The sequence below is a fragment of the Pseudomonas sp. Sample_23 genome (assembly GCF_004307595.1).
GTDB classification, from domain to species: Bacteria; Pseudomonadota; Gammaproteobacteria; order Pseudomonadales; family Pseudomonadaceae; genus Aquipseudomonas; species Aquipseudomonas atacamensis.
In genome coordinates this window covers 19,603-43,080 of sequence record NZ_RCNX01000012.1, presented here as the reverse complement: position 1 = coordinate 43,080, position 23,478 = coordinate 19,603, and the positions used below count along the sequence as shown (strand labels likewise).

The following is a 23,478-nucleotide window of genomic DNA, read 5'->3' as shown; positions in this document are numbered from 1 at the left end:
TCCACTGAAGAACCCTGTGGGAGCGGGCTTGCCCGCGAAGGCGGACTCACAGCCAACACATCTGTACAGACAGACAAAACCCGCCGTCCCGATTCAACCGGGGCGGCGGGTTTTGTCGTTTCAGACCTCAGATCAAACCGTGTCCACTTTCAACGAATGATCATTAAGCATGCCGCTGATGATCGTCGCCGTGTCATGCCCCCCAGCCACCATGCCGCCCGCCCCCGGTGTCACGCCGTAATGGCTGGCGAGGTTGACGCCAGCCAGGTCGATGGTCTGGTTCGGCGTACCGCCGGCCATGGCGCTGACGTCGATGCTGGTCATCACCGAGGCGCCGCTGCCGCTGACGGTGAAGTGCAGGTAGTCGTCCAGCGACGCGGTGCTGGCGTTTTCGCCTTGCAGCAGTTGCGACAGGTCGAGTTTGTCGGTACCGGGGGTGAAGTCGGTGATCAGGTCGTGGCCGCTGTTGCCCTTGAGCCACTGGAAGGTGTCGGCCCCTGCCCCGCCCGTCAGGGTATTGTTGCCCATGCCACCGATCAGCAAGTCATCGCCAGCACCACCATTGAGGAAGTCGTTGCCGAGGCCGCCGTTGATCACGTTGTTGTTGCCGTCGCCGGTGAGGCTGTCGTTGAAGTTCGAGCCGAGCAGGTTTTCGATACCGGTCAAGGTGTCGGTGCCGGCGCCGAGGGTGTTCTGCGCACCGAGCAGGCCGAGGTTGACGGTGACGGCGGCCGTGGCGTGGGCGTAGCTGGCGGTGTCGCTGCCAGTGCCGCCGTCGAGCAGGTCATTGCCGGCACCGCTGTAAAGCAAATCGTTACCGCCGTCGCCGTGCATTTCGTTGTTGCCGGAGCCTGCGCTGAGCACGTCGTTGCCTTCGCCGGCGTTGATCACATTGTTGCCGCTGCCCGCTACCAACACATCGTCGCCAGCAGTGCCGGTCAGGGTGTGGCCGTCCTGATAGCTGATGCTGACGTTGGCCGTGTCGCTGCCGCCGTGGTTGTCGTTGGCGGTGTAGGTGCCGTGGTAGTCCGGCGTGATGTCGTGGGCCCCCGCATAATTGAGGGTCATGGTCAGTTGGTAGTTTTCCGCCGCGTTCGGGTTGCCGCCACCATTACCAATGTTGGTGATGTGAATCTGGTAGACGCCGTCAGCCGAGGCGCTGAGGGTCTGGCCGTCCGCCAGCGCCATCCAGGCACCGCCGTTGAGCGAATACTCCATGCTGATCTTCCCGGCACCCAGATTGTGATCCAGATTGAGGGTTTCGCCCTGACGTAGATTGACGGTGATGCGATCTTCATCGTTGGCATTGCTGTTGCTCACCATGCCCAGATAACCGCTGACCACCAGCACGGCGGTCATGGTCGCGGCATTGGCGCTGAAGGCGCTGCGCACGTTGGCCAGGTTCTGGTTGGCCGCATTATTGTTCTGCCCAGTGAAACCGATCAGGCCGGTACCGGTGAAGTCCGCCGCTTTCGAAACCCAACCGGTGTTGAAGCTGGTTGGCGTGGCGTTGAGGGTGTCGCCGTTCGGATCGCTGTCATTGGCCAGCAGCAGCTCACCCGGCACCACGATGTTGCCCGAGAGCACGTTGGTGATGACGTGATCGTCCATCGCCACTGGCGGCGCGTTGGGGATCACTTTCACCGTCAGGGTGGAGCTGGCCAGATCGCCGTCGTTGTCGCTGACGGTGAAGCCGATGTTTTCGGTGATGACCACGGCGGTGGTTTTCTGCGAGGTGTAGCTGTATTCGCCGGTATCGAGGTTGACCACCAGCGTGCCGCTGTTGTTGGTGGCGATACTGACGGTGTTGTTGGCGGTATTGAAAGTGCCGTGGTTGACGCCGCCGCTCGCGGTCAACGAACCCTGGCCACTGAGGGCTTTCGGATCGTAGGTGTAGGTCGTGCCGTCGACCACGATCGACTTGATGAAACCGCCATCGGCACCGAACGAGCCGCCCTCGCCCAGCAGCGAACCGGTGACCGGCGCGCCCTGCACAGTGCCGGAGAGCACCGAGTTGAGTTGGTTGAGATCGGTGACCACCACCGCATTGGTATTGGTGTGGTTGATGCCGTCGTAGGCCAGCGGATCGAGGTTGGCGTTGCTCACGCCACTGCCCAGACCAATGGCGTAGTTCTTGATGTTGTTAGCGTCGAGGAAGTTTTTCAGCGCGGCCTCGTCAGCCGTGCCGATGTCGCCCTCGTTGGGCTTGCCGTCGGAGAAGAAGTAGCCGACGTTCTGTGCCCCGGTGAGTTTGCCCGAGGTGTTGAACGCGGTCTGCATCACCGCCACGGCGGCATCGTAGTTGGTGCCGCCGCCGGCGTTGAGGCCGGCGAGCAATGTCTTGGCAGTAGCGACATCGACCCACACCGTGGTGCGGTCGGCGGCATTGCTGCTGAACGTCACCAACTGCACTTTCACATCGCCCAGATCATCGTACTTGTCGAGCAAGGCGCCAATGGCCTGCTTGGCCAGTGCCAGCCGCGACAGGCCCGGCACGCCAGAGGGATCGGCCATGCTGCCGGAGATGTCGAGGACGATGAGGATGTTCGAATCGATCTCCACTGCGGTAACCGAGCGATCCGAGGCAACGGCTTTCGGCACATCGTCGACGATGTTCACCACAAGCGTGCTGGTGGTGCTGTTGCCCAGCGCATCGGTGGCTTTGTAGGTGAACGTTTCGCTCAGGGTGTTCGGCCCGTCGTTGGCGTTCGGCGCGGTTTTTGGTGCCGACGTCAGCGTGTAGGTGTAGGTGCCATCAGCGTTGAGCAGCAGTTGCCCGTAGCTGCCGGTGGCGTTGCCGACCAGGGTGTACGTGATCGCGCCGCTGCCGCCACTGACCGAACCGACCAGCGTGCCGCTGGCGGTTTCGCCGGTGTTGCCCGGTTCGCTGCCGGTGACTGTGCCGGGGGCGAGATCCTGGCCATCCTTGCTCAGGTCGAGGGCTTTTTCGTAGACCGTCACATCCTGATCGACCGAGGCGACCAGTTTGCTGTCGGCGACGTTGATGGTCAGCGTTGTGGTGCTTTCGTCGCCATCGCTGTCACGGATGGTGTAGGTGAACGTGTCGGTCGCGCCCGGCGGGCTCACCGAGTTCGGGTTGCTGTGGTAAACCGCGTTGCCCGCCGCGTCGAGGGTCAGGTAGCCGTAGTTGCCGTTGATGTTGCTGTTGAGCCCGCCGCTGGCTGACGTCGCGGTGTTGCTGCCGGCGCGCACGCCGACCACCGTGGCGGCGCCGTCGGCACCGCTGAGGTCATTGCCGAGCACACTGACATTGACCGTGCCGCCCTCCGCTACCGAGCCGGTATCGGCGTTGGCAGTCGGCAAATCGTCGACGATGTTGACGTTGATCTGACCGCTGGCGGTACTGCCATCGGTATCAGTGGCGACCACGTCGAAGCTCTCGCTGAGGCTGTTGGCACCGTTGGCGTTCGGATGGGCTTCGTTGTCGACCAGGGTGTAGCTGTAACTGACCACGCCGGAGGCCGGGTCGTAACCGGTGATGGTGAACGTACTGCCCAATGGCGAGACCACCGATTGCGGCAAACCGGCGGCGACGCCATTGCTGATCACCGCAATGCCGCCGACCGTGAGGGTTTGCAGGCCATCAAGCGCAGTGACGGTGAAGCTGCCGCTTTGGGTCAGCGCCGAGGTGTTGGGGCTGCTGCCGTCGCTGAGGTTTTTCTCGTAGACGGTGATTTCGCCGCCCTTCACATCGAGGCCGTCGAGGCACACCGGATCGTCGTTGTTATGGATGTTCAGCACCAGATTGGCGGTGCTGGTGTCGCCGTCGGCATCGGTGATGGTGTAGGCGAAGGTTTCCGTGCTGTTGCCGCCGCCCTGGAGGTTTTTGAAATCGGCGTCGTTGGCGTCCAGCGTGTAGGTGTAAGTGCCGTTGGCGTTGAGCACCAGCGTGCCGTAAGTGCCAGTGAAAGTACCGGCGGTTACCGGGCCGCTGGCGACGCGGTCGGCGCCCTGCACGTCGTTGTCGAGGACGTTGCCGGTCAGGGTCACCTGGACTTCTGTTGCGCTGTCGGCATTGCTGTCATTCAGCGCCTTCGGCACGTCATCGACGATGCTCACAACGATCGTGCTGGTGACGACATTGCCCAGCGAATCGGTGGCCTGATAGGTGAAGGTTTCGCTCAGGCTGTTGGCGCCGTCGTCGGCGTGCGGCGTAGTGGTCGCTGGCGAAGTGAGCGTGTAGGTGTAAGTGCCATTGGCATTGAGAACGATCTGCCCGTAGTTGCCGGTGGCACTGCCAACCAGCGCATAACTGATCGCGCCGACCGCACCAGTGACCGAGCCGACCAGGGTGCCAGAAGCGGTTTCGCCAGTGCTGTTCGGATCGCTGCCGACCACGCTGCCCGCTGCCAGATCCTGGCCATCCTTGTTCAGGTCGAGGGCTTTTTCGTAGACGGTGACGTCAGTGTCGCTGACCGCTTTCAGGCAGCTGTTATAGACGTCGATGGTGATCGTCGTGGTGCTTTCATCACCGTCGGCATCGCGCACGGTGTAGGTGAACACATCCACCGCACCCGGACCGTTCACCGCGTTGGGATTGCTGTGATAAACGGCGTTGCCGTTGGCATCAAGCGTGAGGTAGCCGTAGGTGCCGTTGATCTGCGAATTGAGTCCGCCGATGGCCGAAGTCGAGGTGTCGGCACCGGCGCGCACGCCGACCACTGCGCCGGTAATCGCCGGGCCATCCGCGCCGCCGACATCGTTGTTGAGTACGTTACCGCTGACAGTACCGCCCTCCGCCACCGAAGCCGCGTCCGCATGCGCGGTCGGCAAATCATCGACGATATTGACGTTGATCTGGCCGCTGGCGGTACTGCCATCGGTGTCCGTCGCGACGACGTCGAAGTTCTCAGTGAGGCTGTTGGCGCCGCTGGCAGTCGAGTGGGCTTCGTTGTCGACCAGGGTGTAGCTGTAGCTGACCACGCCGGTCGTCGGGTCATAACCGCTGATGGTCAAGGTGCTGCCCAGCGGGGTGACGATTGATTGCGGGAAGCCTGCGGCCACGCCATTGGTGATCACCGCGATGCCGCCGACTGTGAGGGTCTGCAGACCATCGAGAGCGCTGACGGTGAAAGTGCCGTTCTGGGTCAGCGCCGGGGTGTTGGGGCTGGTGCCGTCGCTGAGGTTTTTTTCGTAGACGGTAAGTTCGCCGCCGTTGACGTCGAGGCCATTGAGCAGCACCGGATCGTCGTTGTTGTGGATGTTCAATACGAGATTGGCAGTGCTGGTATCGCCGTCGGCATCGGTGATGGTGTAGGCGAAGGTTTCGGTGCCGTTACCGCCGCCGGTCAAGGCTTTGAAGTCGGCATCGCTGGTGTTCAGGGTGTAGGTGTAAGTGCCGTCGGCGTTTAGAACCAAGGTGCCGAACGTGCCGGTGAAAGTGCCCGGCGTGACTGGACCGGTGGGTACGCGGTCGGCGCCTTGTACGTCGTTGGTCAGGACGTTGCCAGTCAGCGTCAGTTGGCTTTCTGACGCGGTACCGTTGCTGTCGTCGTTGGCTTTCGGCAGGTCGTCGACGATGTTGACGTCGAGGGTGCCGGTGGCCGTCGTGCCGTTGTCATCGACCACCGTGACCGCGAACTGCTCAGGCAGATTGTTGGCGCCGTTGGCGTTCGGATGCGTTTCGTTGTCAGCCAGGGTGTAGCTGTAACTGACCACGCCGGTTGCAGCGTTGAACCCGGTAATGGTCAGCGTGCTGCCCAGTGGCGTGGTGATCGATTGCGGGAAACCTGCGGCCACACCATTGGTCACCACGGCGATGCCACCGACTGTCAGCGTGGTGACGCCGTCCAGTGCGGTGATGGTGAAGGTGCCGTTTTGGGTGAGCGCGCCAGTGTCCGGGGCGCTGCCGTCGCTGAGGTTTTTTTCGTAGATCGTAAGCTCGCCACCGGCGACGTTCAGGCCGTCGATGATTACTGGATCGTCGTTGTTGTGGATCTGCAGAACCAGATTGGCGCTGCTGCTATCGCCGTCGGCATCAGTGATGGTGTAGGCGAAGGTCTCTGTGCCGTTACCACCGCCGGTCAAGGCTTTGAAGTCGGCATCGCTGGTGTTCAGGGTGTAGGTGTAAGTGCCGTCGGCGTTTAGAACCAAGGTGCCGAACGTGCCGGTGAAAGTGCCCGGCGTGACTGGACCGGTGGGTACGCGGTCGGCGCCTTGTACGTCGTTGGTCAGGACGTTGCCAGTCAGCGTCAGTTGGCTTTCTGACGCGGTACCGTTGCTGTCGTCGTTGGCTTTCGGCAGGTCGTCGACGATGTTGACGTCGAGGGTGCCGGTGGCCGTCGTGCCGTTGTCATCGACCACCGTGACCGCGAACTGCTCAGGCAGATTGTTGGCGCCGTTGGCGTTCGGATGCGTTTCGTTGTCAGCCAGGGTGTAGCTGTAACTGACCACGCCGGTTGCAGCGTTGAACCCGGTAATGGTCAGCGTGCTGCCCAGTGGCGTGGTGATCGATTGCGGGAAACCTGCGGCCACACCATTGGTCACCACGGCGATGCCACCGACTGTCAGCGTGGTGACGCCGTCCAGTGCGGTGATGGTGAAGGTGCCGTTTTGGGTGAGCGCGCCAGTGTCCGGGGCGCTGCCGTCGCTGAGGTTTTTTTCGTAGATCGTAAGCTCGCCACCGGCGACGTTCAGGCCGTCGATGATTACTGGATCGTCGTTGTTGTGGATCTGCAGAACCAGATTGGCGCTGCTGCTATCGCCGTCGGCATCGGTGATTGTGTAGGCGAAGGTTTCAGTGCCGTTACCGCCGCCGGTCAAGGCTTTGAAATCGGCATCGCTGGTATTGAGCGTGTAGGTGTAGGTGCCGTCGGCGTTCAGCACCAACGTGCCGTAAGTACCGGTGAAAGTACCCGGCGTGACCGGTCCGGTGGGTACACGGTCAGCGCCTTGGATGTCGTTGGTGAGGACGTTTCCGGTCAGGGTCAGCAAGGTTTCCGAGGCAATGCCGTTGGCGTCGTCAAACGCTTTGGGCACGTCGTCGGTGATGTTCACGTCCAGCGTGCCAGTGGCGCTGTCGCCATTGCTGTCGGTGGCGATCACGGTGAACTGTTCGCTGAGATTGTTCACGCCGTCGCCGGCCGCGTGGGTTTCGTTGCCGTTGAGGGTGTAGCTGTAGCTGACCGTGCCGGTCGCTGCGTTGTAACCGGTGATGGTCAGGGTGTTGCCCAGTTGGGTGGTGATCGACTGGGGAAAGCCGATCGGCACGCCGCCAACAATCAAGTTGATGCCGCCGATGCTCAGGCTGTTCAAACCATCCGCTGCCGAGACCGTGAAGCTGCCACTTTGCGTCAGCGCGCCTGGATTGGCCGCTGTACCGTCAGGCAGATTGGCTTCATTGAGGTTCAGCTCGCCATCCGCCCCATTGAGGCCGTTGAGGATGACCGGGTTGTTCACTGGTGGCGGTGGCACCACGACCGGCGCTGGCGTGTCGTCGCCATTGTCGATGTCCGCGTCGCGACGATACTCGGGAAATTCGGGAATACCGTTGAAGCCAGCGGTGGGGAAACCAATGATCGGATCGACTCGGCCGCCGACTTCGGTGAGCAGAACGAAACTGTGCCCGCCGCCCAGTTCACCGGTGTTGCCGGTGGGCGCGTTGGGGCCGGCAGCGGTGGCTTCGGCGGTTTTGCTCGGGTCTTCACCGGCGGCGATGGCTTGCTGGATTTGCTCGACATCGGTCAGTTGCGCCTGGCTTGGGGTCTGCGCTTCGTCGACGTTCACCGGCACAGCCTGGTCGGCCAGCAATTGCCCGGTCATGGTGATGCTGCTGCCCCGGCCGAGGGTCAATTCCTCGCCGTTTTGCAGTTTCACTGCCACCGCGCCTTCCGCGCCGGTGATCAGTTGATCGCCAGCGTACAAACGATCGCCTTCGAACAGCGGACGCTTGATGCCGTCGCTCGCCTGAGCGAACACCTGACCAATGACTTTTGTGACCGTACCGATGAGCGTTGCCATGTGAAATCCTCCGCTGCCGACCACCGTCGGCACTGGTTCGCGAAGCAGCCCATGGCTCAATCGGGTTGCCGGGGGCGACGCTCGCACCCTCGACAGTTCGTTTCGCAGGCCCGGTTTGAGGTGAATTGTCAGCGCTATCAAGCACTTGCCAACCCTGTTCAATCCATCGACCCACTAGCGCTACGTAACGGTGGTGAATCACCCGAGTGACAAAAATCTGTCGCTCATTCCACGCTACGCGTCCCTCCCCTTCAGCAGTACTTCGCAGTGTCTCGCAAAGTGAATGGAACTTTCCTCAAGCCTTTTCGAGCTCCCTAAAGCGCATAAAACAAAGGCTTTCGAGCTGAACAATGTGCTGCTTTTGAAAAACCGCATAAGTTTTTTTTGGAATAAACCTTATGAAAATTTTTTCTTAGCTACGCTCTAGGATGTTCTTAGCTCTGTTGTTACAAGAGTGAAACGCTTACACCCTAAATTTACGTCAAATATTTGGCGACGGTAACACAACATTGAGATCCAGGGAGATGCACCCATGCGCGTTTTAACCCCCCTCTGCAGCGCGGTTTTGCTGGCCATGGCTTGCACTTCCCAAGCCCAGGCGATGAACCTCACCGAGGCGATTCAGAGCACCATCGCTACCCACCCGGAACTGGCTTCGCGCGTGGACGCCCGCCTGTCTGCGGATGAGCAGGTGAAAGTGGCCAAGGGCGGGTTTTATCCGTCGGTCGATCTGAACGCGGCCTACGGGCGCGGCTACAGCGACAACACCAACACCCGTGCCTTCGGTAATCACAACACCGAAATTCTCAATTACACCCAGTCCGAGCTGCGCTTGCGGCAGATGATCTTCGACGGCTTCAACACCGCCAACGAGGTCGAGCGCACCAAGGGCGTATCCAATTCGCGCGCCTACTACGCGCAAGGCACCGCACAGGATCTGGCCCTGCGCACCATCGAGGTCTACCTCGAAGTGCTCAAGCGTCGGGAACTGGTGACGCTGGCGAAGAACAACCTGCAGGCGCACTTGCGCGTCAACGACCAGATCGGCCTGCGCACCGAGCGCGGCATCGGCAGCACCGCCGACTCCGATCAATCGGTTGCCCGTCGTGCACTGGCGCAGAACAACCTCGACACCGCCGAAGTCGATCTGGCCGACGCCGAATCGAATTTCTACAGCGTGGTCGGACGCATGCCCGATGAGCTGGAAACCCCGGCCTCGACTCGCGGTGAGATGCCGCCGGACCTGCGTGAAGCGCAGCAGAGCATGGTCGACAACAACCCGTACCTGAAATCGGCTCAGGCTGACGTGCAGTCCGCCGAGAGCCAGTACGAAGTGGCCAAGTCGCCGTTCTACCCGCGCTTCGATGCCGAAGCAGCAGTCGGCGCAAACAACAACGTGCAGGGTGATGAAGGCCACGACAACGAATGGCGTGTCGGTGTGGTGATGAACTACAACCTGTTCCGTGGCGGCAGCGACAAGGCACGTCTGGCCGCGAATGCCCACGACATCAACCAGGCGATGGACATCCGCAACAACGCCCTGCGTCAGCTCAACGAGAACATTCGTCTGGCCTGGAACGCCATGGAAAATGCCAAGAAGCAGACGCCGACCGCTCGCGAATACGCAGAAACCACCAAACGCGTGCGCGCCGCTTATCAGGACCAGTTCGGCCTCGGCCAACGCACCCTGCTCGACCTGCTCGACAGCGAAAACGAGCTGTACAACGCCAACCGTCGCTACACCGAAATCCGCTACACCGAGGAATACTCGATGTACCGCGTGCTGGCGAACATGGGCCAATTGCTGAGCAAGCAACGCGTGGTGCTGCCGGCTGATGCGATTGCCACGACCGAAGTGAAAAACCAGGCGCGTCTGCCCGAGTTGAAATAGATCCTGCAGGACCTGCCGAAGGCTGCGATCTCTGATCGTTCCCACGCTCTGCGTGGGAATGCAGCCCGTGACGCTCCGCGTCACTGGACGCAGAGCGTCCCTAGAGGCATTCCCACGCAGAGCGTGGGAACGATCCGATAACCGAGCCCGTTCAACAGAGGCAATCACTATGACCAGCATGGAACCCGGCGCCACCGGGGTCGATCCGCGCCTGAGCTTCGACGACCCGTTACTCGACGGTCTGCTGATCCTCTGCAAACTGCATGGCGCCACGGTCAGTCGTGCCAGCCTGAGCGCCGGGCTGCCTCTGAACAAACAACGCCTGAGCCTCGATCTGCTGCCCCGTGCAGCCGCGCGGGCCGGATTGCAGGCGCGGTTGTTGCGCCGTGACCTGAAAGACATATCGCCGCTGAACCTGCCGATCCTGCTGCTGCTCAACGACGGGCGCACTGCCGTGCTGCGGCGCTTTGGCGAGGACGGCAAAGCCCTGCTGCTGCCCAGCGAAGCCGACGGCGGCGAGCAATGGGTCAGCCGCGAAGAACTCAACGAGCACTACAGCGGCCAGGCCTTGTTCGCCCGTCCGCGCCACGAACTCGAAGACCTGCGCGCGCCGCTGGTGCCACGGGTAAATGCGTGGTTTCGCGACACCCTTAAACTGTCGAAATGGCTGTACAGCGATGCGATTCTCGCCAGTTTTCTGATCAACCTGCTCGGCCTGATGGTGCCGCTGTTCGTCATGCAGACCTACGATCGCGTGGTGCCCAATCAGGCGACCTCGACGCTGTGGGTGCTGTCGATCGGTTTGCTGATCGGCACCGGTTTTGAACTGGTGCTGCGCGTGGTGCGTGCGCATCTGCTCGACACCGCCGGCAAGAAAACCGATGTGATCCTCTCGGCAACGTTGTTCGAGCGCATCACCGGCATGTCGATGAAAGCGCGGCCGGCGACCATCGGCGGCTTTGCCCAGAGCATTCACGACTTCCAGGGCCTGCGTGAGTTTCTCACCGCCGTGACCCTGACCAGCCTGATCGACTTGCCCTTCGTGGTATTGATGCTGGTAGTGATCGGCCTGCTTGGCGGCTGGCTGGTGGTGATTCCGCTGCTGGCATTTCCGATCACCATCATCTTCGCCATGGCGATTCAGGTGCGCCTGCGTGACACCGTGCAGAAAAGCCTGAGCCTCGGCGCCGAGCGTCAGGCAGTGCTGATCGAAACCCTCGGCGGTCTGGAAACCCTCAAGGCCTGCGGCGCCGAAAGCGAGCGCCAGCACAAATGGGAAAGCACCCACGGCGCCCTCACCCGCCTCGACAGCCATGCGCGCAACCTGTCGGCGCTGGCCACCAACGGCACGCTGTTCATCCAGCAGTTTTCCGGGATGGCGACGATTGTGGCCGGGGTCTACAGCATCATTGCCGGCAACCTCAGCGTCGGCGCGCTGGTTGCCACTTACATGCTCGGCAGCCGCGTACTCGCCCCGCTCGGCCAGATCGCCGGGCTGATCACCCGCTACCAGCAAGCGCAACTAACAATGAAAAGCACCGACGCGCTGATGGCCCTGCCGCAGGAACGCGACGGCAAACAACGGCCATTGGAACGCACACAGCTGCAAGGCGCCCTCGACGTCAGCGGCGTGACGTTCCACTACAACGGCCAGAACGCACCGGCGCTGAGCGAAGTCAGCTTCAGTCTGAAAGCCGGCGAGCGGGTCGGCATCATCGGCCGCAGCGGTTCGGGCAAAAGCACGTTGGCGCGGCTGGTGATGGGCTTCTACGAAGCGGAGCAAGGCCAGCTGCTGCTCGACGGCCTCGACCTGCGCCAACTGGACGTGGCTGACCTGCGCCAGCAGATCGGGTATGTCGCCCACGACCTGCCGCTGCTGGCCGGCAGCCTGCGCGACAACCTGACCCTGGGCGCGCGTTACATCAGCGATTCACGCATGCTCGAAGTCGCCGAGCTCACCGGCGTCACTGAACTGGCCCGACAACACCCGCAAGGCTTCGACCGACCGGTGGGCGAACGCGGACAGCTGCTTTCCGGCGGCCAACGCCAAGCGGTGTTGCTGGCGCGCGCGTTACTGCTCGATCCGCCGATCATGCTGCTCGACGAACCCACCAGCGCCATGGACAACAGCAGTGAAGATGCGCTGCGGCAGAAACTGCATGGCTGGGTGCAAGGCAAAACCCTGCTGCTGGTCACCCACCGCACCTCGATGCTGAGCCTGGTGGACCGGTTGCTGGTGCTGGACAACGGCCGGGTCGTCGCTGACGGCCCGAAAGAAGCGGTCATCGATGCACTGCGCAAGGGCCGTGTCGGCTCGGCGGCGGTCTAGGAGTTACGCCATGCCAGCTACTTCCGATAGCAACAAGCGCGGTTACTTCGACAGTTTCGGCAAAAGCGCCGAAGCCGAGTTCATGCCGGAAACCGCCGGCGCAGCATTGCAGGATTCGCCGCGCAAATCGCGGATCACCGTATGGCTGGCCGCAGCGCTGCTGATCGCCGCCCTGGTCTGGGCCAAATTCGCCGTGCTCGAAGAAGTGACCATGGGCGAAGGCAAAGCGATCCCGTCGAGCAAGGTTCAGGTGATCCAGAACCTTGAGGGCGGCATCGTCACCGAGATTTACGTTCGCGAAGGCCAGATGGTCGGCAAGGGCGACACCCTGCTGCGTCTGGATGACACGCGCTTTCGCTCGAACAAGGGCGAGAGCGAGGCCGACCGTTACGCGCTGACCGCGCAGGTTGAACGGCTGTCAGCAGAGGCCGAGGGACGCCCCTTCAAACTCTCCGCTGAAGTCATCGCCAAAGCGCCGCAAGTCGCCGAGGACGAGCGCTCGCTGTACGAGCAACGCCAACGCCGCTTGGCCAGTGAACAGCGCACCCTCAGCGAACAATTGCGGCAGAAAACCCAGGAGCTGGCCGAATTTCGCTCCAAGCAGGGCCAGTTCAGCTCGAGCCTGGCGCTGCTGCAACAAGAGATGAACATGTCCGAACCGCTGGTGAAAACCGGCGCCGTGTCACCAGTGGAAATCCTCAGGCTCAGGCGCAGCGCCGTGGAGATCCGTGGTTCGCTGAACGCCACCACGCTAGCTATTCCCCGGGCCGAATCGGCCATCGCCGAGATCCGCAGCAAGATCGACGAATCCGAGCAGACCTTCCGCTCCGAGGCCGCCAAAGAGCTGAATGAGAAACGCACCGACCTGTCGAAAATCACCGCGTCGAGCATCGCCATCGACGATCGCGTCAGCCGCACTACGGTGACGTCGCCGGTGCGTGGCGTGATCAAGCAGATGAAGGTCAACACCATCGGCGGCGTGGTCCAGCCGGGCAGCGACATGGTCGAAATCGTGCCGCTGGAAGACAACCTGCTGATCGAAGCCAAGGTCCGCCCGCAAGACGTCGCGTTCCTGCATCCGGGCCAGAAAGCCATGGTCAAGTTCAGTGCCTACGACTACACGATTTACGGCGGGCTGAGCGCCAAGCTCGAACTGATCGGCGCCGATACGATCACCGATGACAAGGGCAACAGCTTCTATCTGATTCAGGTGCGCACCGACAAGAATCACTTGGGCGGCGACGTGAAACCACTGCTGATCATCCCGGGGATGGTAGCGACGGTGGACATTATTACCGGTGAGAAAAGCGTCTTGGATTACCTGCTCAAACCGGTGCTGAAAGCGCGGACCGAGGCGATGCGCGAACGCTAGCCAATGATCGTTCCCACGCTCCGCGTGGGAACGATCATTTGTCGCCATGGTTACGCTGGAAGGTCTCCTCCCCCATCGCCGCAATCTGCCCTTCGATCAGCGCTTCAAACGGTTTCAGTAACGGCGCAAACGTCGTCGGTGCTTCGAGGGTTTCGAGCGCCTGCACGATCGCCTCGATAGTCGATAGCGCTCCCGGCCCCGGTGCCTTGCGCAAGCGATAGCGCGACACGCCGCCCTCGGTCAGGGTCACCCGTGGCAGTGCTGCCAGCAGCGGATTGAGGTGCAACATCTTGCGCGCCTTGCGCCAGGTGCCGTCCGGGACGACCAGCAAAATTGGCTGATCATTCGGTGCGTAAGCCTGCAGCGGCTGCGCATCGTCAGCCGGGAACAACAAGCGCGCGTGATAGCCCGGCCGGTTCAACAGTTTCGGCAAATCCTCGAATACCTCGCCGACAATCAGCTCGGCATTGCTCAGCCCCAGCGCCGCCAGCCGCGCGGTATTGAGCGCGTGACTGACCTCGCTCGGATGCTGCAGCAGCAATACTCGGGTGCGGCTATCGAGGTGCGGAATCAATGGGCACAGGCAATGGGTCTGGGGGCGCAGGCAGCGCGGGCATTGGGCTCGGGACATGATGGGTTACGCCTGATTCAATTGCGCTTTGAGCAAATCGCGGAAAGTCTGGATCAGCGGCTCGCGGCTGCGGCCCCTGCGCATGATCATCGAAAACGGCGCCTGATAACCGAAGGTCGCCGGCAGCAGAACGCGCAGATCACCCTTGTCGGCCCAGGCCTGCGCGTAGTGCTCGGGCAGGTAACCGATGTAGGCGCCGGAGAGCACCAGAATCAGCTGCGCTTCCATGCTTTCCACGGTCGCGGCACTGTGTTTGAAACCGTGCCGGGCCAGTTCCGCCTGACTCCAGTAACCGCGCCCGACCATCCGTTGCTGGGTGATGACCTGCTCGGGGATGCGCCGTTCGTTGAACAGTGGATGGCGACTGCTGCAATACAGCCAGTGCTGCTCGCGGTACAGCGGCATGTAGACCAGACCGCTCATGCGCGTGGAAAACGCACCGATGGCCAGATCGAGGCGATTGTCCTGCACGCCGAGTTGCAACTCATATGGACTCATTACCGACAGGTGCAAATGCACCGCCGGGTGTTCCTGACTGTAGGCGCCGATGGCTTCGGCGAACGGCAGGGCCTTGTCGCTGACCGTGGAATCGATCACCCCGAGATTGAGCGTGCCGCGCAGTTCGCCCTTGAGCGCGGCAGCGTATTGCTCGAAGCCTTCAAGCTCGGCGAGCAGGCGCAGGGTTTCCTGATGGAACAGCTCGCCTTTGCTGGTCAGGCTGAAGCCACCGCGCCCACGATGGCACAGCACCAGACCGAGCGCGGCTTCGAGCTGGCTCATGTAAGTGCTGATCGCCGACGTCGACAGGTTGAGTTCCTGCTGCGCATTGGCAAAACCCTGATGGCGCACGACGCTGACGAAGATGCGCAGGAGTTTCAGGTCGGGTAAAGCGTTGGCCATGTCTACTCCGGGCTTTGCAACTATGTGTCTGTGGGAAAAGCCCCTCACCCCAGCCCTCTCCCCGAGGGAGAGGGAGCTGATCTCCATGGCTTTCAAATCCTGAGTTCAACTCGATTTTTCAGGTCGATGCAGATTCCGCCAAAAACTCGGTCGGCCCCCTCTCCCTTGGGAGAGGGCTGGGGTGAGGGCAACAATCTTCAGCCCTACACTTCATTCGAACCCACCAAAGTCTAATCCCACCTCTCCCATTAGTTTAGAAAAATCTGAACTAAGTTTTTGCCCGTAGCGATTCTTCCCCGTCACTACATTTCGCATCATCGGGCCACACAGCGGCGTCCGAACCTGTGCTCAACGGCGCGCCGGCATAAATAAAACAAAGACGATGAGGCCCTACCCGTGGACAAGATTCTTCACCAACCACTGGGCGGCAATGAAATGCCGCGCTTCGGCGGCATCGCCACCATGCTCCGACTTCCCCATGTACCGACCGCTGCCGGCCTCGACGCTGCCTTTGTGGGCGTGCCGCTGGACATCGGCACTTCGCTGCGCCCCGGCACCCGCTTCGGGCCGCGCGATATCCGCACCGAATCGGTGATGATCCGCCCGTACAACATGGCCACCGGTGCCGCGCCGTTCGACTCGCTGTCGGTGGCCGACATTGGTGACGTGGCGATCAACACCTTCAACCTGCTCGACGCCGTACGCATCATCGAAGAAGCCTACGACAATATCCTCGAGCACAACGTGATCCCGATGACCCTGGGCGGCGACCACACCATCACCCTGCCGATCCTGCGAGCGATTCATAAAAAACACGGCAAGGTAGGCCTGGTGCACATCGATGCCCACGCTGACGTCAACGATCACATGTTCGGCGAGAAGATCGCCCACGGCACCACGTTCCGTCGTGCCGTCGAAGAAGGTCTGCTCGATTGCGACCGCGTGGTGCAGATCGGTTTGCGAGCGCAGGGTTACACCGCCGACGACTTCAACTGGAGCCGCGATCAGGGCTTCCGTGTGGTGCAGGCCGAAGAGTGCTGGCACAAGTCGCTGGCGCCGTTGATGGCTGAAGTACGCGAGAAAGTCGGTGGCGGTCCGGTGTATCTGAGTTTCGATATCGACGGCATCGACCCGGCCTGGGCGCCCGGCACCGGCACCCCGGAAATCGGCGGCCTGACCACCATTCAGGCGATTGAAATCGTCCGTGGCTGCCAGGGCCTCGACCTGATCGGTTGCGATCTGGTAGAAGTCTCGCCCGCTTATGACACCACCGGCAACACCTCGCTGCTGGCCGCCAACCTGCTGTACGAAATGCTCTGCGTACTGCCTGGCGTGGTTCATCGCTGAGGGTCGGGTCATGCACGCACGTGATCAGGTTCTGCATGCGGCCGCCGAGTTGGTCGCCGCGTTTGCCCGTAATGATCGCGAAGCCTACTTCGGTGCGTTCAGCGCCGATGCCAGCTTCGTTTTCTACACCCTCGACCAGCCATTGCTGTCGCGCGATGCCTATCAGGCGTTGTGGGACCGCTGGCGTGCCGAGGATGGATTCGAGGTGCTGTCGTGCACCTCGAGCAACGCCTTTGTCAGCCTGCAGGGTGACGTGGCGATTTTCATCCATGACGTGGCCACCGAGCTGCGCATGCAAGGGGAGCAACACTTCAGCCAGGAGCGCGAGACGATTGTTTTCAGAAGACAAGCGTCGAGCCTAGAACAACAAGGCCTATGGCTGGCCTGTCACGAACATTTGTCCGCAATGCCGGAAGGGCTGCCACCCCCTTAGCCAATGGTGACGCTCACGCACGATGAGCGCGCCTGATGATCGGAGCAGATCATGAATAACAACAACAACGAAAAAAGCCTTAGCAGCATCGAAACAAACGGGGTCGAACAGATCCCGGATCATGAGCGCGACGCCGGACCCAGCGACTTGTTTCGCTTGATCTTCGGCGGCGCCAATACGTTTGCCACCGCTGTGCTCGGCAGTTTCCCGGTGCTGTTCGGCCTGTCGTTTCAGGCGGGTGTCTGGGCGATTGTGCTGGGTGTGGTGGTCGGTGCGCTGATCCTCGCGCCGATGGGCCTGTTCGGCCCGCTCAACGGCACCAACAACGCCGTGTCTTCCGGTGCGCACTTCGGCGTGCACGGGCGGATTGTCGGTTCGTTCCTGTCGTTGCTGACGGCAATCGCGTTCTTCTCGCTGTCAGTGTGGAGCTCGGGTGATGCGCTGGTCGGCGGCGCCAAACGCCTCGTCGATTTGCCGGAAACCGACCTGACCCTGGGCCTGGCCTACGGCCTGTTCGCGCTGCTGGTGCTGACCGTGTGCATCTACGGTTTCCGCATCATGCTGTGGGTCAACCGCATCGCCGTGTGGGCCGCGAGCCTGTTGTTCCTGCTCGGCATCTTCGCCTTCGCCCCTGCTTTCGACAGCCAGTACGCCGGCAGCGTGGCGCTGGGTCAGGCCGGGTTCTGGGCGGCATTCATCGGCGCGGCGCTGGTGGCGATGAGCAACCCGATTTCCTTCGGTGCGTTCCTCGGCGACTGGTCGCGCTACATCCCGCGTGAGACGCCAAAGGGCCGGATCATGCTGGCGGTGATCGCCGCGCAACTGGCAACGTTGATCCCATTCCTGTTCGGCCTCGCCACCGCCACTATCGTCGCGATCAAGGCGCCGGACTACATCGCCGCGAACAACTATGTCGGCGGCTTGCTGGCTGTGTCGCCGAGCTGGTTCTTTTTGCCGGTATGCCTGATTGCGGTGATTGGCGGCATGTCCACCGGCACCACCTCGCTGTATGGCACCGGGCTGGACATGTCCAGCGTATTCCCGCGCGTGCTCTCCCGGGTCAAGGCGACCTTGCTGATCGGCGTGCTGTCGATCGCCTTCATCTTCATCGGCCGGTTTGCGGCGAACCTGGTGCAAAGCGTGTCGACCTTCGCCGTGCTGATCATCACCTGCACCACCCCATGGATGGTGATCATGATCATCGGCCTGCTGGTACGGCGCGGCTTCTACTGCCCGGATGACCTGCAAGTGTTCACTCGCGGCGAACAGGGCGGACGCTACTGGTTCAACCACGGCTGGAACTGGCGCGGTCTGGGGGCGTGGATTCCGAGTGCGCTGGTCGGCCTGTGCTTCGTCAACCTGCCGGGGCAGTTTGTCGGCCCGCTGGGCGAACTGGCCGGTGGCATCGACATCAGCTTGCCGGTGACATTGGGCCTGGCGTCGGTGGTGTATCTGACGCTGCTGCGCTTGTTTCCTGAGCCTCGGGAGGTGTTTGGGCCAACGGATGTGCGCAGTGAAGCCGCAATAAAACCTCAACTGCGTCAGACCGCCTGACACGAATCCCCTGTGGGAGCGAGCCTGCTCGCGAAGACTTCAGCACATCCAACATTGGTGTGACTGACAGACCGCCTTCGCGAGCAGGCTCGCTCCCACAGGAAGCCTTGCAGACCCCATTTGCTTGACCATAAAAAAGACAATCGGAGACACGCCATCATGGCTTTGGATTTATTCGTCGTACTCATTTATGCCGCTGCGATGCTGATTCTCGGCTACTACGGCATGCGCAAGGCCAAGACCCACGAAGACTATCTGGTTGCCGGGCGTAATCTTGGACCGTCGCTGTACATGGGCACCATGGCAGCAACCGTCCTCGGCGGCGCCTCCACCGTCGGCACCGTGCGTCTGGGTTACGTGCATGGCATCTCCGGATTCTGGCTGTGCGCGGCACTGGGCTGCGGCATCGTCGCGCTGAACCTGTTCCTCGCCAAGCCCTTGCTGAAACTCAAGGTATTCACCGTTACCCAGGTCCTGGAGAAGCGCTACAACCCGATGGCGCGCACCGCCAGTGCGACGATCATGCTCGCTTACGCGCTGATGATCGGCGTGACCTCGATTCTGGCGATCGGCACCGTGCTGCAAGTGTTGTTCGGTCTGCCCTTCTGGATTTCCGTACTGCTGGGCGGCGGTATCGTGGTGACTTATTCAACGATCGGCGGCATGTGGTCGCTGACCCTGACGGACATCGTCCAGTTCGGCATCCAGACAGTGGGCCTGATGTTCGTGTTGTTGCCGATCTGCCTGTACCGCGTAGGCGGCTGGGATCAACTGGTCGCGCAACTGCCGGCGGCCAGCTTCAACTTCACCAGCATCGGCTGGGACACGATCATTACCTACTTCATGATCTACTTCTTCGGCATCCTGATCGGCCAGGACATCTGGCAGCGGGTGTTCACCGCCAAAAGCGAAAAAGTCGCCAAATACGCCGGCACCTCGGCCGGGATCTACTGCATCATTTACGGCCTGGTCTGCGCCTTGATCGGCATGGCTGCGCATGTACTGATTCCGGATCTGGACAACGTCAACAACGCTTTTGCCGCCATCGTCAAAGTCTCGCTGCCTGACGGCATCCGTGGCCTGGTGATCGCTGCTGCACTGGCGGCGATGATGTCCACCGCCAGCGCCGGCCTGCTCGCCGCGTCCACCACCCTGACCGAAGACCTGCTGCCGAAACTGCGCGGCGGCAAACAGTCCAACGTCGCGGTCAGCCGCCTGTTTACGCTGCTGACAGGGATCGCGGTGCTGGGCATTGCTCTGGTCGTCAATGACGTTATCAGCGCGCTGACCCTGGCTTACAACCTCTTGGTCGGCGGCATGCTGATTCCGCTGATGGGCGCGATTTTCTGGAAGCGTGCGACTACCGCCGGGGCGATCAGCGCGATGACGCTGGGCTTTATCACGGCGCTGGTGTTCATGGTCAAGGACGGTATGGACGCGAACACGCCGATCTATTACAGCCTGGGTGTCAGCCTGGTGAGCTTTGTACTGGTCAGCCTGTTCTCGCCGCGCCCGGCGACCGTGGCAACGGCGGTGTGAATCGGCTGTAACGACTTGATGTTTTCTTCAACGGGTGTGGCGTCGGTGGCCACACCCGTTTTTTTTTGCCTGATAAAAAACAAAAGATCGCAGCCTTCAGCAGTTCCTACACTTTGTAGAAACTGCCGACGGCTGCGATCTTGAAATCTCTGATCGCAGGTACTAACGGCGACGTGGCTGGCGTCGGCGCTGTTCGTCGTCCGTGCGAATCGGTACCGGTTGCAGAGGCGGTTCGATCAAACCGAGGGCAACTCCCAAATCGTGCAGCCAGTTCTGGATTTTCTCTTTCATCGTCATGCCCCCTTCAGGGTGGTGCTGAGCGGCCGGAATTCTGAGGCCGCTTCGCACTGATAATAGTCCGAAGTCCTACGTAATGCTCGGCCAAATCCGCAATGATCTGTTACTGAATTGAACAGAATCCGGTGTGTTTGGTTCAGGCTGTTTCACGGACTTCATGCAAAGCCACGGGATAGACCGCTTGCTGCACGTCGATCCAGGCATTCAGGTTGGCCCCGGTCATACCCTTGCGCCACATGAGCCACGTTGTCGCACCCGCGAACGGCTCGGCCAACGGATGCACGGCGACGCTTTCGCGACCTGGCAAGCTGGCCAACATCGACTCGGCCATCAACGCCACACCACTGCCGGCAATCACACAGGCGAGCATGCCCTGATACGACTCGATCTCCATCGGCCGGCCCATCGCCGCGTGGTAATGAGAGAACCACGCTTCCAGACGCATGCGATAGGAACAGCCCTGACGGAAGGTGAATACCGAACGCCCTTCCACGTCGCGCGCGCTGTGCACCGGTGGATGGTCGATTTCGGTGATCAGCACCAGGCGTTCTTCGCACAGCGGCACGCCATCGAGCCCGGCCAGTTCCAGCGGTCCGTCGACCAATGCCGCGTCGAGGCGGCCGGTGAGCAAACCTTCGAGCAATTCGCCGGTCGGTGCCGATTGCACCTGCAAATTCACTGTCGGGTATTGCTTGTGATACCGCGCCAGCAGCGCCGGCAGATGGATCGCCGCCGTGCTGTACATGGTGCCCAGCACGAAGTCGCCGGCCGGTTGCCCACCCATCACCGCCGCACTGGCCTGATCGCGCAGAGCGAAAAGTTTGCCGGTGTAGTCGAGCAAAACCTTGCCCGCCGGCGACAACTGCAAGCGCTGCCGTTCGCGGACGAACAGTTCGACACCCAACTGCTCTTCGAGCTGTTTCAGGCGCGTCGACAGATTCGACGGCACACGATGCAAACGCTCGGCGGCACGGGTGATCGAGCCTTCCTCGGCGACCGCCTGAAATATCCGCAGTTGGCTGAATTCCACTGCTTTCTCCTGAACAGAACAAGTTACTCACTATTATTCAATTTTAAAGAAAGTCAATCGATCCTAGCCTGACGGTCATTGCTGCTTTGAAGGAAGCCCGACCATGTCGCCGCTGATACGTTTATCCGCCTGTTTCGTTGCCCTGATGATGGCCATGGGCATTGGCCGTTTCGCCCTGACACCTCAGATGCCGCACCTGCTCAGCGAAGGGCAGATCGACCTCACCGCCGCCGGGCTGATCGCGGCGGCCAACTACTTCGGCTATCTGCTCGGTGCCGTGGATGCGATGTTCGCCCAGCGGCCGCAGCAGGTGCAGCGTCGCCTGCATGGCGGGCTATGGCTGTGCGTGCTGCTGACACTGGCGTCGTTCTGGGCCAACGGTTTCTGGTCGCACTTGCTGTTGCGCTTTGGTACCGGCGTGGCGAGTGCCTGGGTGCTGGTGATGATTACTTCACTCAGTCAGCCGCTGGCGGCGGCAGCGGGTCGCCCGCGCTGGGGTGCTCTGGTTTTTGCCGGGCCGGGTCTGGGGATTTTTCTCACAGGCTTGCTGGCGCTGGTCTCACACCGCTTGCAGCAGACATCGGCGACGCTGTGGCTGATTTACGCGGCCGCCGCGTTGCTGATGATGCTCGGCGTCTGGCGGTTGTTACCGCAGCCCACGGGGGTAGCGAGGCCAGCGACAACCCATGTGAACCCAGCGAATCGCGGCATTGCCCGGCTGGCGCTGGTATACGCGCTGTACGGCATCGGCTACATCATTCCGGCAACGTTCCTGTCGCAGATGGCCAACGCGCAGTTCCACGGCCAGTTGCAGGCGGATCTGTTCTGGCCGTGCTTTGGCCTCGGCGCGGCAAGCGGTGTGTGGTTGGTGAGTCTGCGCCGACATGATCCCGAGACCACGCGGCACTGGCTGATGGCGACGTTGTGGCTGCAAGCGGCCGGAGTGTTCGCCTGTCTGCTGGGCAGCGGCCTCGGCCTGGCGTTGGGGGTGATCCTCTGCGGCACGCCGTTTCTGGCCTGCATGCAACTGGTCATGCAGCGTTCGCGAGAGCTGGCGCCCCACGCCACTCAGCGCAACGCCGGGATGCTCACGGCGTGCTTCGCTGTCGGCCAGCTGAGCGGCCCGCTGCTGGCGGCGCTGAGCAGCCATTTCAGCGGCGGCTTGCAGCCGGCGCTGCTGATCGCCGGTGCCGGCCTGTTGCTGGCCGGCGCGCTGGCGATGCAGGCCAAGGCTACTGGCCCAGCGCCTTGCGCAAACGGCGACGCAGCCACTGTTCGGCGCTGACGAAAGTGATGCCGAGCAGCACCAGTACGGCGCCGATGACGAAGTTCAGGCTCAACTGTTCGCCGAGCAGCAGCACGCCGAAGGTCACGCCGAACAACGGCGTCATGAACGAGAACACCGCAAGGTTGGCCGCCAGATAACGGCGCAGCAGCCAGAACCACACCAGGTAGCTGAAGAACGACACCACCAGCCCTTGGAACAGCACACTGGCCACCGCCACGGTAGTCAGGCTGACGTGGGTGATCTGGCCGCTGAACAACGCGATCAACAGCAGACCGATGAAACCGACCATCAGCTGATAAAACAGGGTCAATGTCACCGGCGCTTCCGACAGTCGCGAGGCGCGCACCACCACGGTGGTCGCGCCCCAACAGGCGCCGGCCAATACGCCGAAGGCATCGCCCAGCAGCATGCGCCGATCAAGGTTGTCCCACGACACACCGCCAGCGAAGGCAATCGCGATGCCGATGAACGCCAGCAGAATCCCCAGCCATTGCAACGGGCGCAAACGCTCGCTGGCCAGCAGGAAATGCACGCCGAGTGCGGTGAAGATCGGCGCGGTATAGAGGAACACCGACATATGCGCGGCGGTGGTCAGTTGCAGACCTTCGGCGATGAACAGGAATTCCAGACCAAACAGTGCACCGGCCAGCAAACCGCCGCGCCAGGTGCTGCCGACCTGATCCCAACCACCCTTCCAGCAGATCAGCACACCGACCAGCAAGGCAGAAATCCCCGAGCGCCCCGCCGCTTGCATCACCGGCGCGATGTCCGTTGCCGCCCACTTGATCAGGACTTGCTGCACACCCCAGATCAGGCACAGGCCGATCATCACTTGCAGGGCAAAACCGTCGGCATTGCGCCGCTCGGCACTCACCGCATCACCTCGA

At 61.7% G+C, this 23,478-nt stretch carries 14 protein-coding genes; 8 read left to right on the top strand and 6 right to left on the bottom strand.

Annotated elements, in window-relative coordinates; translation table 11 throughout:
- Positions 1-132: 132 nt before the first annotated feature.
- Entirely contained in the window at positions 133-7,980 is a 7,848-nt protein-coding gene (locus D8U82_RS02900; protein WP_130901627.1) for a retention module-containing protein, read from the bottom strand.
- 532 nt (positions 7,981-8,512) lie between these two features.
- Between D8U82_RS02900 and D8U82_RS02895 the strand changes: the two genes are divergently transcribed.
- The 3 genes from D8U82_RS02895 to D8U82_RS02885 all read left to right on the top strand — a co-directional run bounded on the left by D8U82_RS02895 (position 8,513) and on the right by D8U82_RS02885 (position 13,572).
- Positions 8,513-9,871 carry a TolC family outer membrane protein gene (locus tag D8U82_RS02895; protein WP_016771146.1) on the top strand — a complete coding sequence of 453 codons (1,359 nt, stop codon included), beginning with the start codon at positions 8,513-8,515 and terminating at the stop codon, positions 9,869-9,871.
- 169 nt (positions 9,872-10,040) lie between these two features.
- Positions 10,041-12,200, top strand: a complete 2,160-nt coding sequence (locus D8U82_RS02890) for a type I secretion system permease/ATPase (protein WP_125925331.1) — start codon at positions 10,041-10,043, stop codon at positions 12,198-12,200.
- A 10-nt stretch (positions 12,201-12,210) separates the two neighbouring features.
- Positions 12,211-13,572: an HlyD family type I secretion periplasmic adaptor subunit gene (locus D8U82_RS02885; protein WP_125925330.1), complete on the top strand. Its 1,362-nt coding sequence runs from the start codon at positions 12,211-12,213 to the stop codon at positions 13,570-13,572.
- A 34-nt stretch (positions 13,573-13,606) separates the two neighbouring features.
- Here the strand turns inward: D8U82_RS02885 and D8U82_RS02880 are convergent, their stop codons facing one another.
- Positions 13,607-14,203 carry a DTW domain-containing protein gene (locus tag D8U82_RS02880; RefSeq protein ID WP_125925329.1) on the bottom strand — a complete coding sequence of 199 codons (597 nt, stop codon included), beginning with the start codon at positions 14,201-14,203 and terminating at the stop codon, positions 13,607-13,609.
- Positions 14,204-14,209: 6 nt separating this feature from the next.
- Entirely contained in the window at positions 14,210-15,103 is an 894-nt protein-coding gene (locus D8U82_RS02875; protein ID WP_007956593.1) for a LysR family transcriptional regulator, read from the bottom strand.
- A gap of 396 nt (positions 15,104-15,499) precedes the next feature.
- Here D8U82_RS02875 and speB point away from each other — a divergent pair, with 396 nt between their 5' ends.
- The 4 genes from speB to D8U82_RS02855 all read left to right on the top strand — a co-directional run bounded on the left by speB (position 15,500) and on the right by D8U82_RS02855 (position 19,976).
- On the top strand, positions 15,500-16,450 hold the full coding sequence (gene speB / locus D8U82_RS02870; RefSeq protein WP_003222717.1) for an agmatinase: 951 nt from the start codon (positions 15,500-15,502) through the stop codon (positions 16,448-16,450).
- Between the two features lie 10 nt (positions 16,451-16,460).
- Positions 16,461-16,883, top strand: a complete 423-nt coding sequence (locus D8U82_RS02865) for a nuclear transport factor 2 family protein (RefSeq protein ID WP_122505894.1) — start codon at positions 16,461-16,463, stop codon at positions 16,881-16,883.
- Between the two features lie 51 nt (positions 16,884-16,934).
- On the top strand, positions 16,935-18,437 hold the full coding sequence (locus D8U82_RS02860) for a cytosine permease (RefSeq protein WP_130901626.1): 1,503 nt from the start codon (positions 16,935-16,937) through the stop codon (positions 18,435-18,437).
- A gap of 159 nt (positions 18,438-18,596) precedes the next feature.
- Positions 18,597-19,976: a sodium:solute symporter gene (locus D8U82_RS02855; protein WP_071174740.1), complete on the top strand. Its 1,380-nt coding sequence runs from the start codon at positions 18,597-18,599 to the stop codon at positions 19,974-19,976.
- 162 nt (positions 19,977-20,138) lie between these two features.
- On the opposite strand, the gene D8U82_RS28580 is transcribed toward D8U82_RS02855, so the two are convergent.
- Together D8U82_RS28580 and D8U82_RS02850 are read right to left on the bottom strand one after the other, a co-directional pair.
- Positions 20,139-20,267: a PA1414 family protein gene (locus tag D8U82_RS28580; protein ID WP_003184145.1), complete on the bottom strand. Its 129-nt coding sequence runs from the start codon at positions 20,265-20,267 to the stop codon at positions 20,139-20,141.
- Positions 20,268-20,409: 142 nt separating this feature from the next.
- On the bottom strand, positions 20,410-21,303 hold the full coding sequence (locus tag D8U82_RS02850) for a LysR family transcriptional regulator (RefSeq protein WP_130901625.1): 894 nt from the start codon (positions 21,301-21,303) through the stop codon (positions 20,410-20,412).
- A gap of 103 nt (positions 21,304-21,406) precedes the next feature.
- On the opposite strand from D8U82_RS02850, the gene D8U82_RS02845 reads away from it, so the two are divergent.
- Positions 21,407-22,588, top strand: a complete 1,182-nt coding sequence (locus D8U82_RS02845; RefSeq protein ID WP_130901624.1) for an MFS transporter — start codon at positions 21,407-21,409, stop codon at positions 22,586-22,588.
- Here D8U82_RS02845 and D8U82_RS02840 read toward each other — a convergent pair.
- Complete coding sequence (locus tag D8U82_RS02840) at positions 22,536-23,465, bottom strand: DMT family transporter (protein WP_130901623.1); 930 nt, start codon at positions 23,463-23,465, stop codon at positions 22,536-22,538. The two genes, D8U82_RS02845 and D8U82_RS02840, sit on opposite strands and share 53 nt — an antisense overlap.
- Positions 23,466-23,478 lie beyond the last annotated feature (13 nt).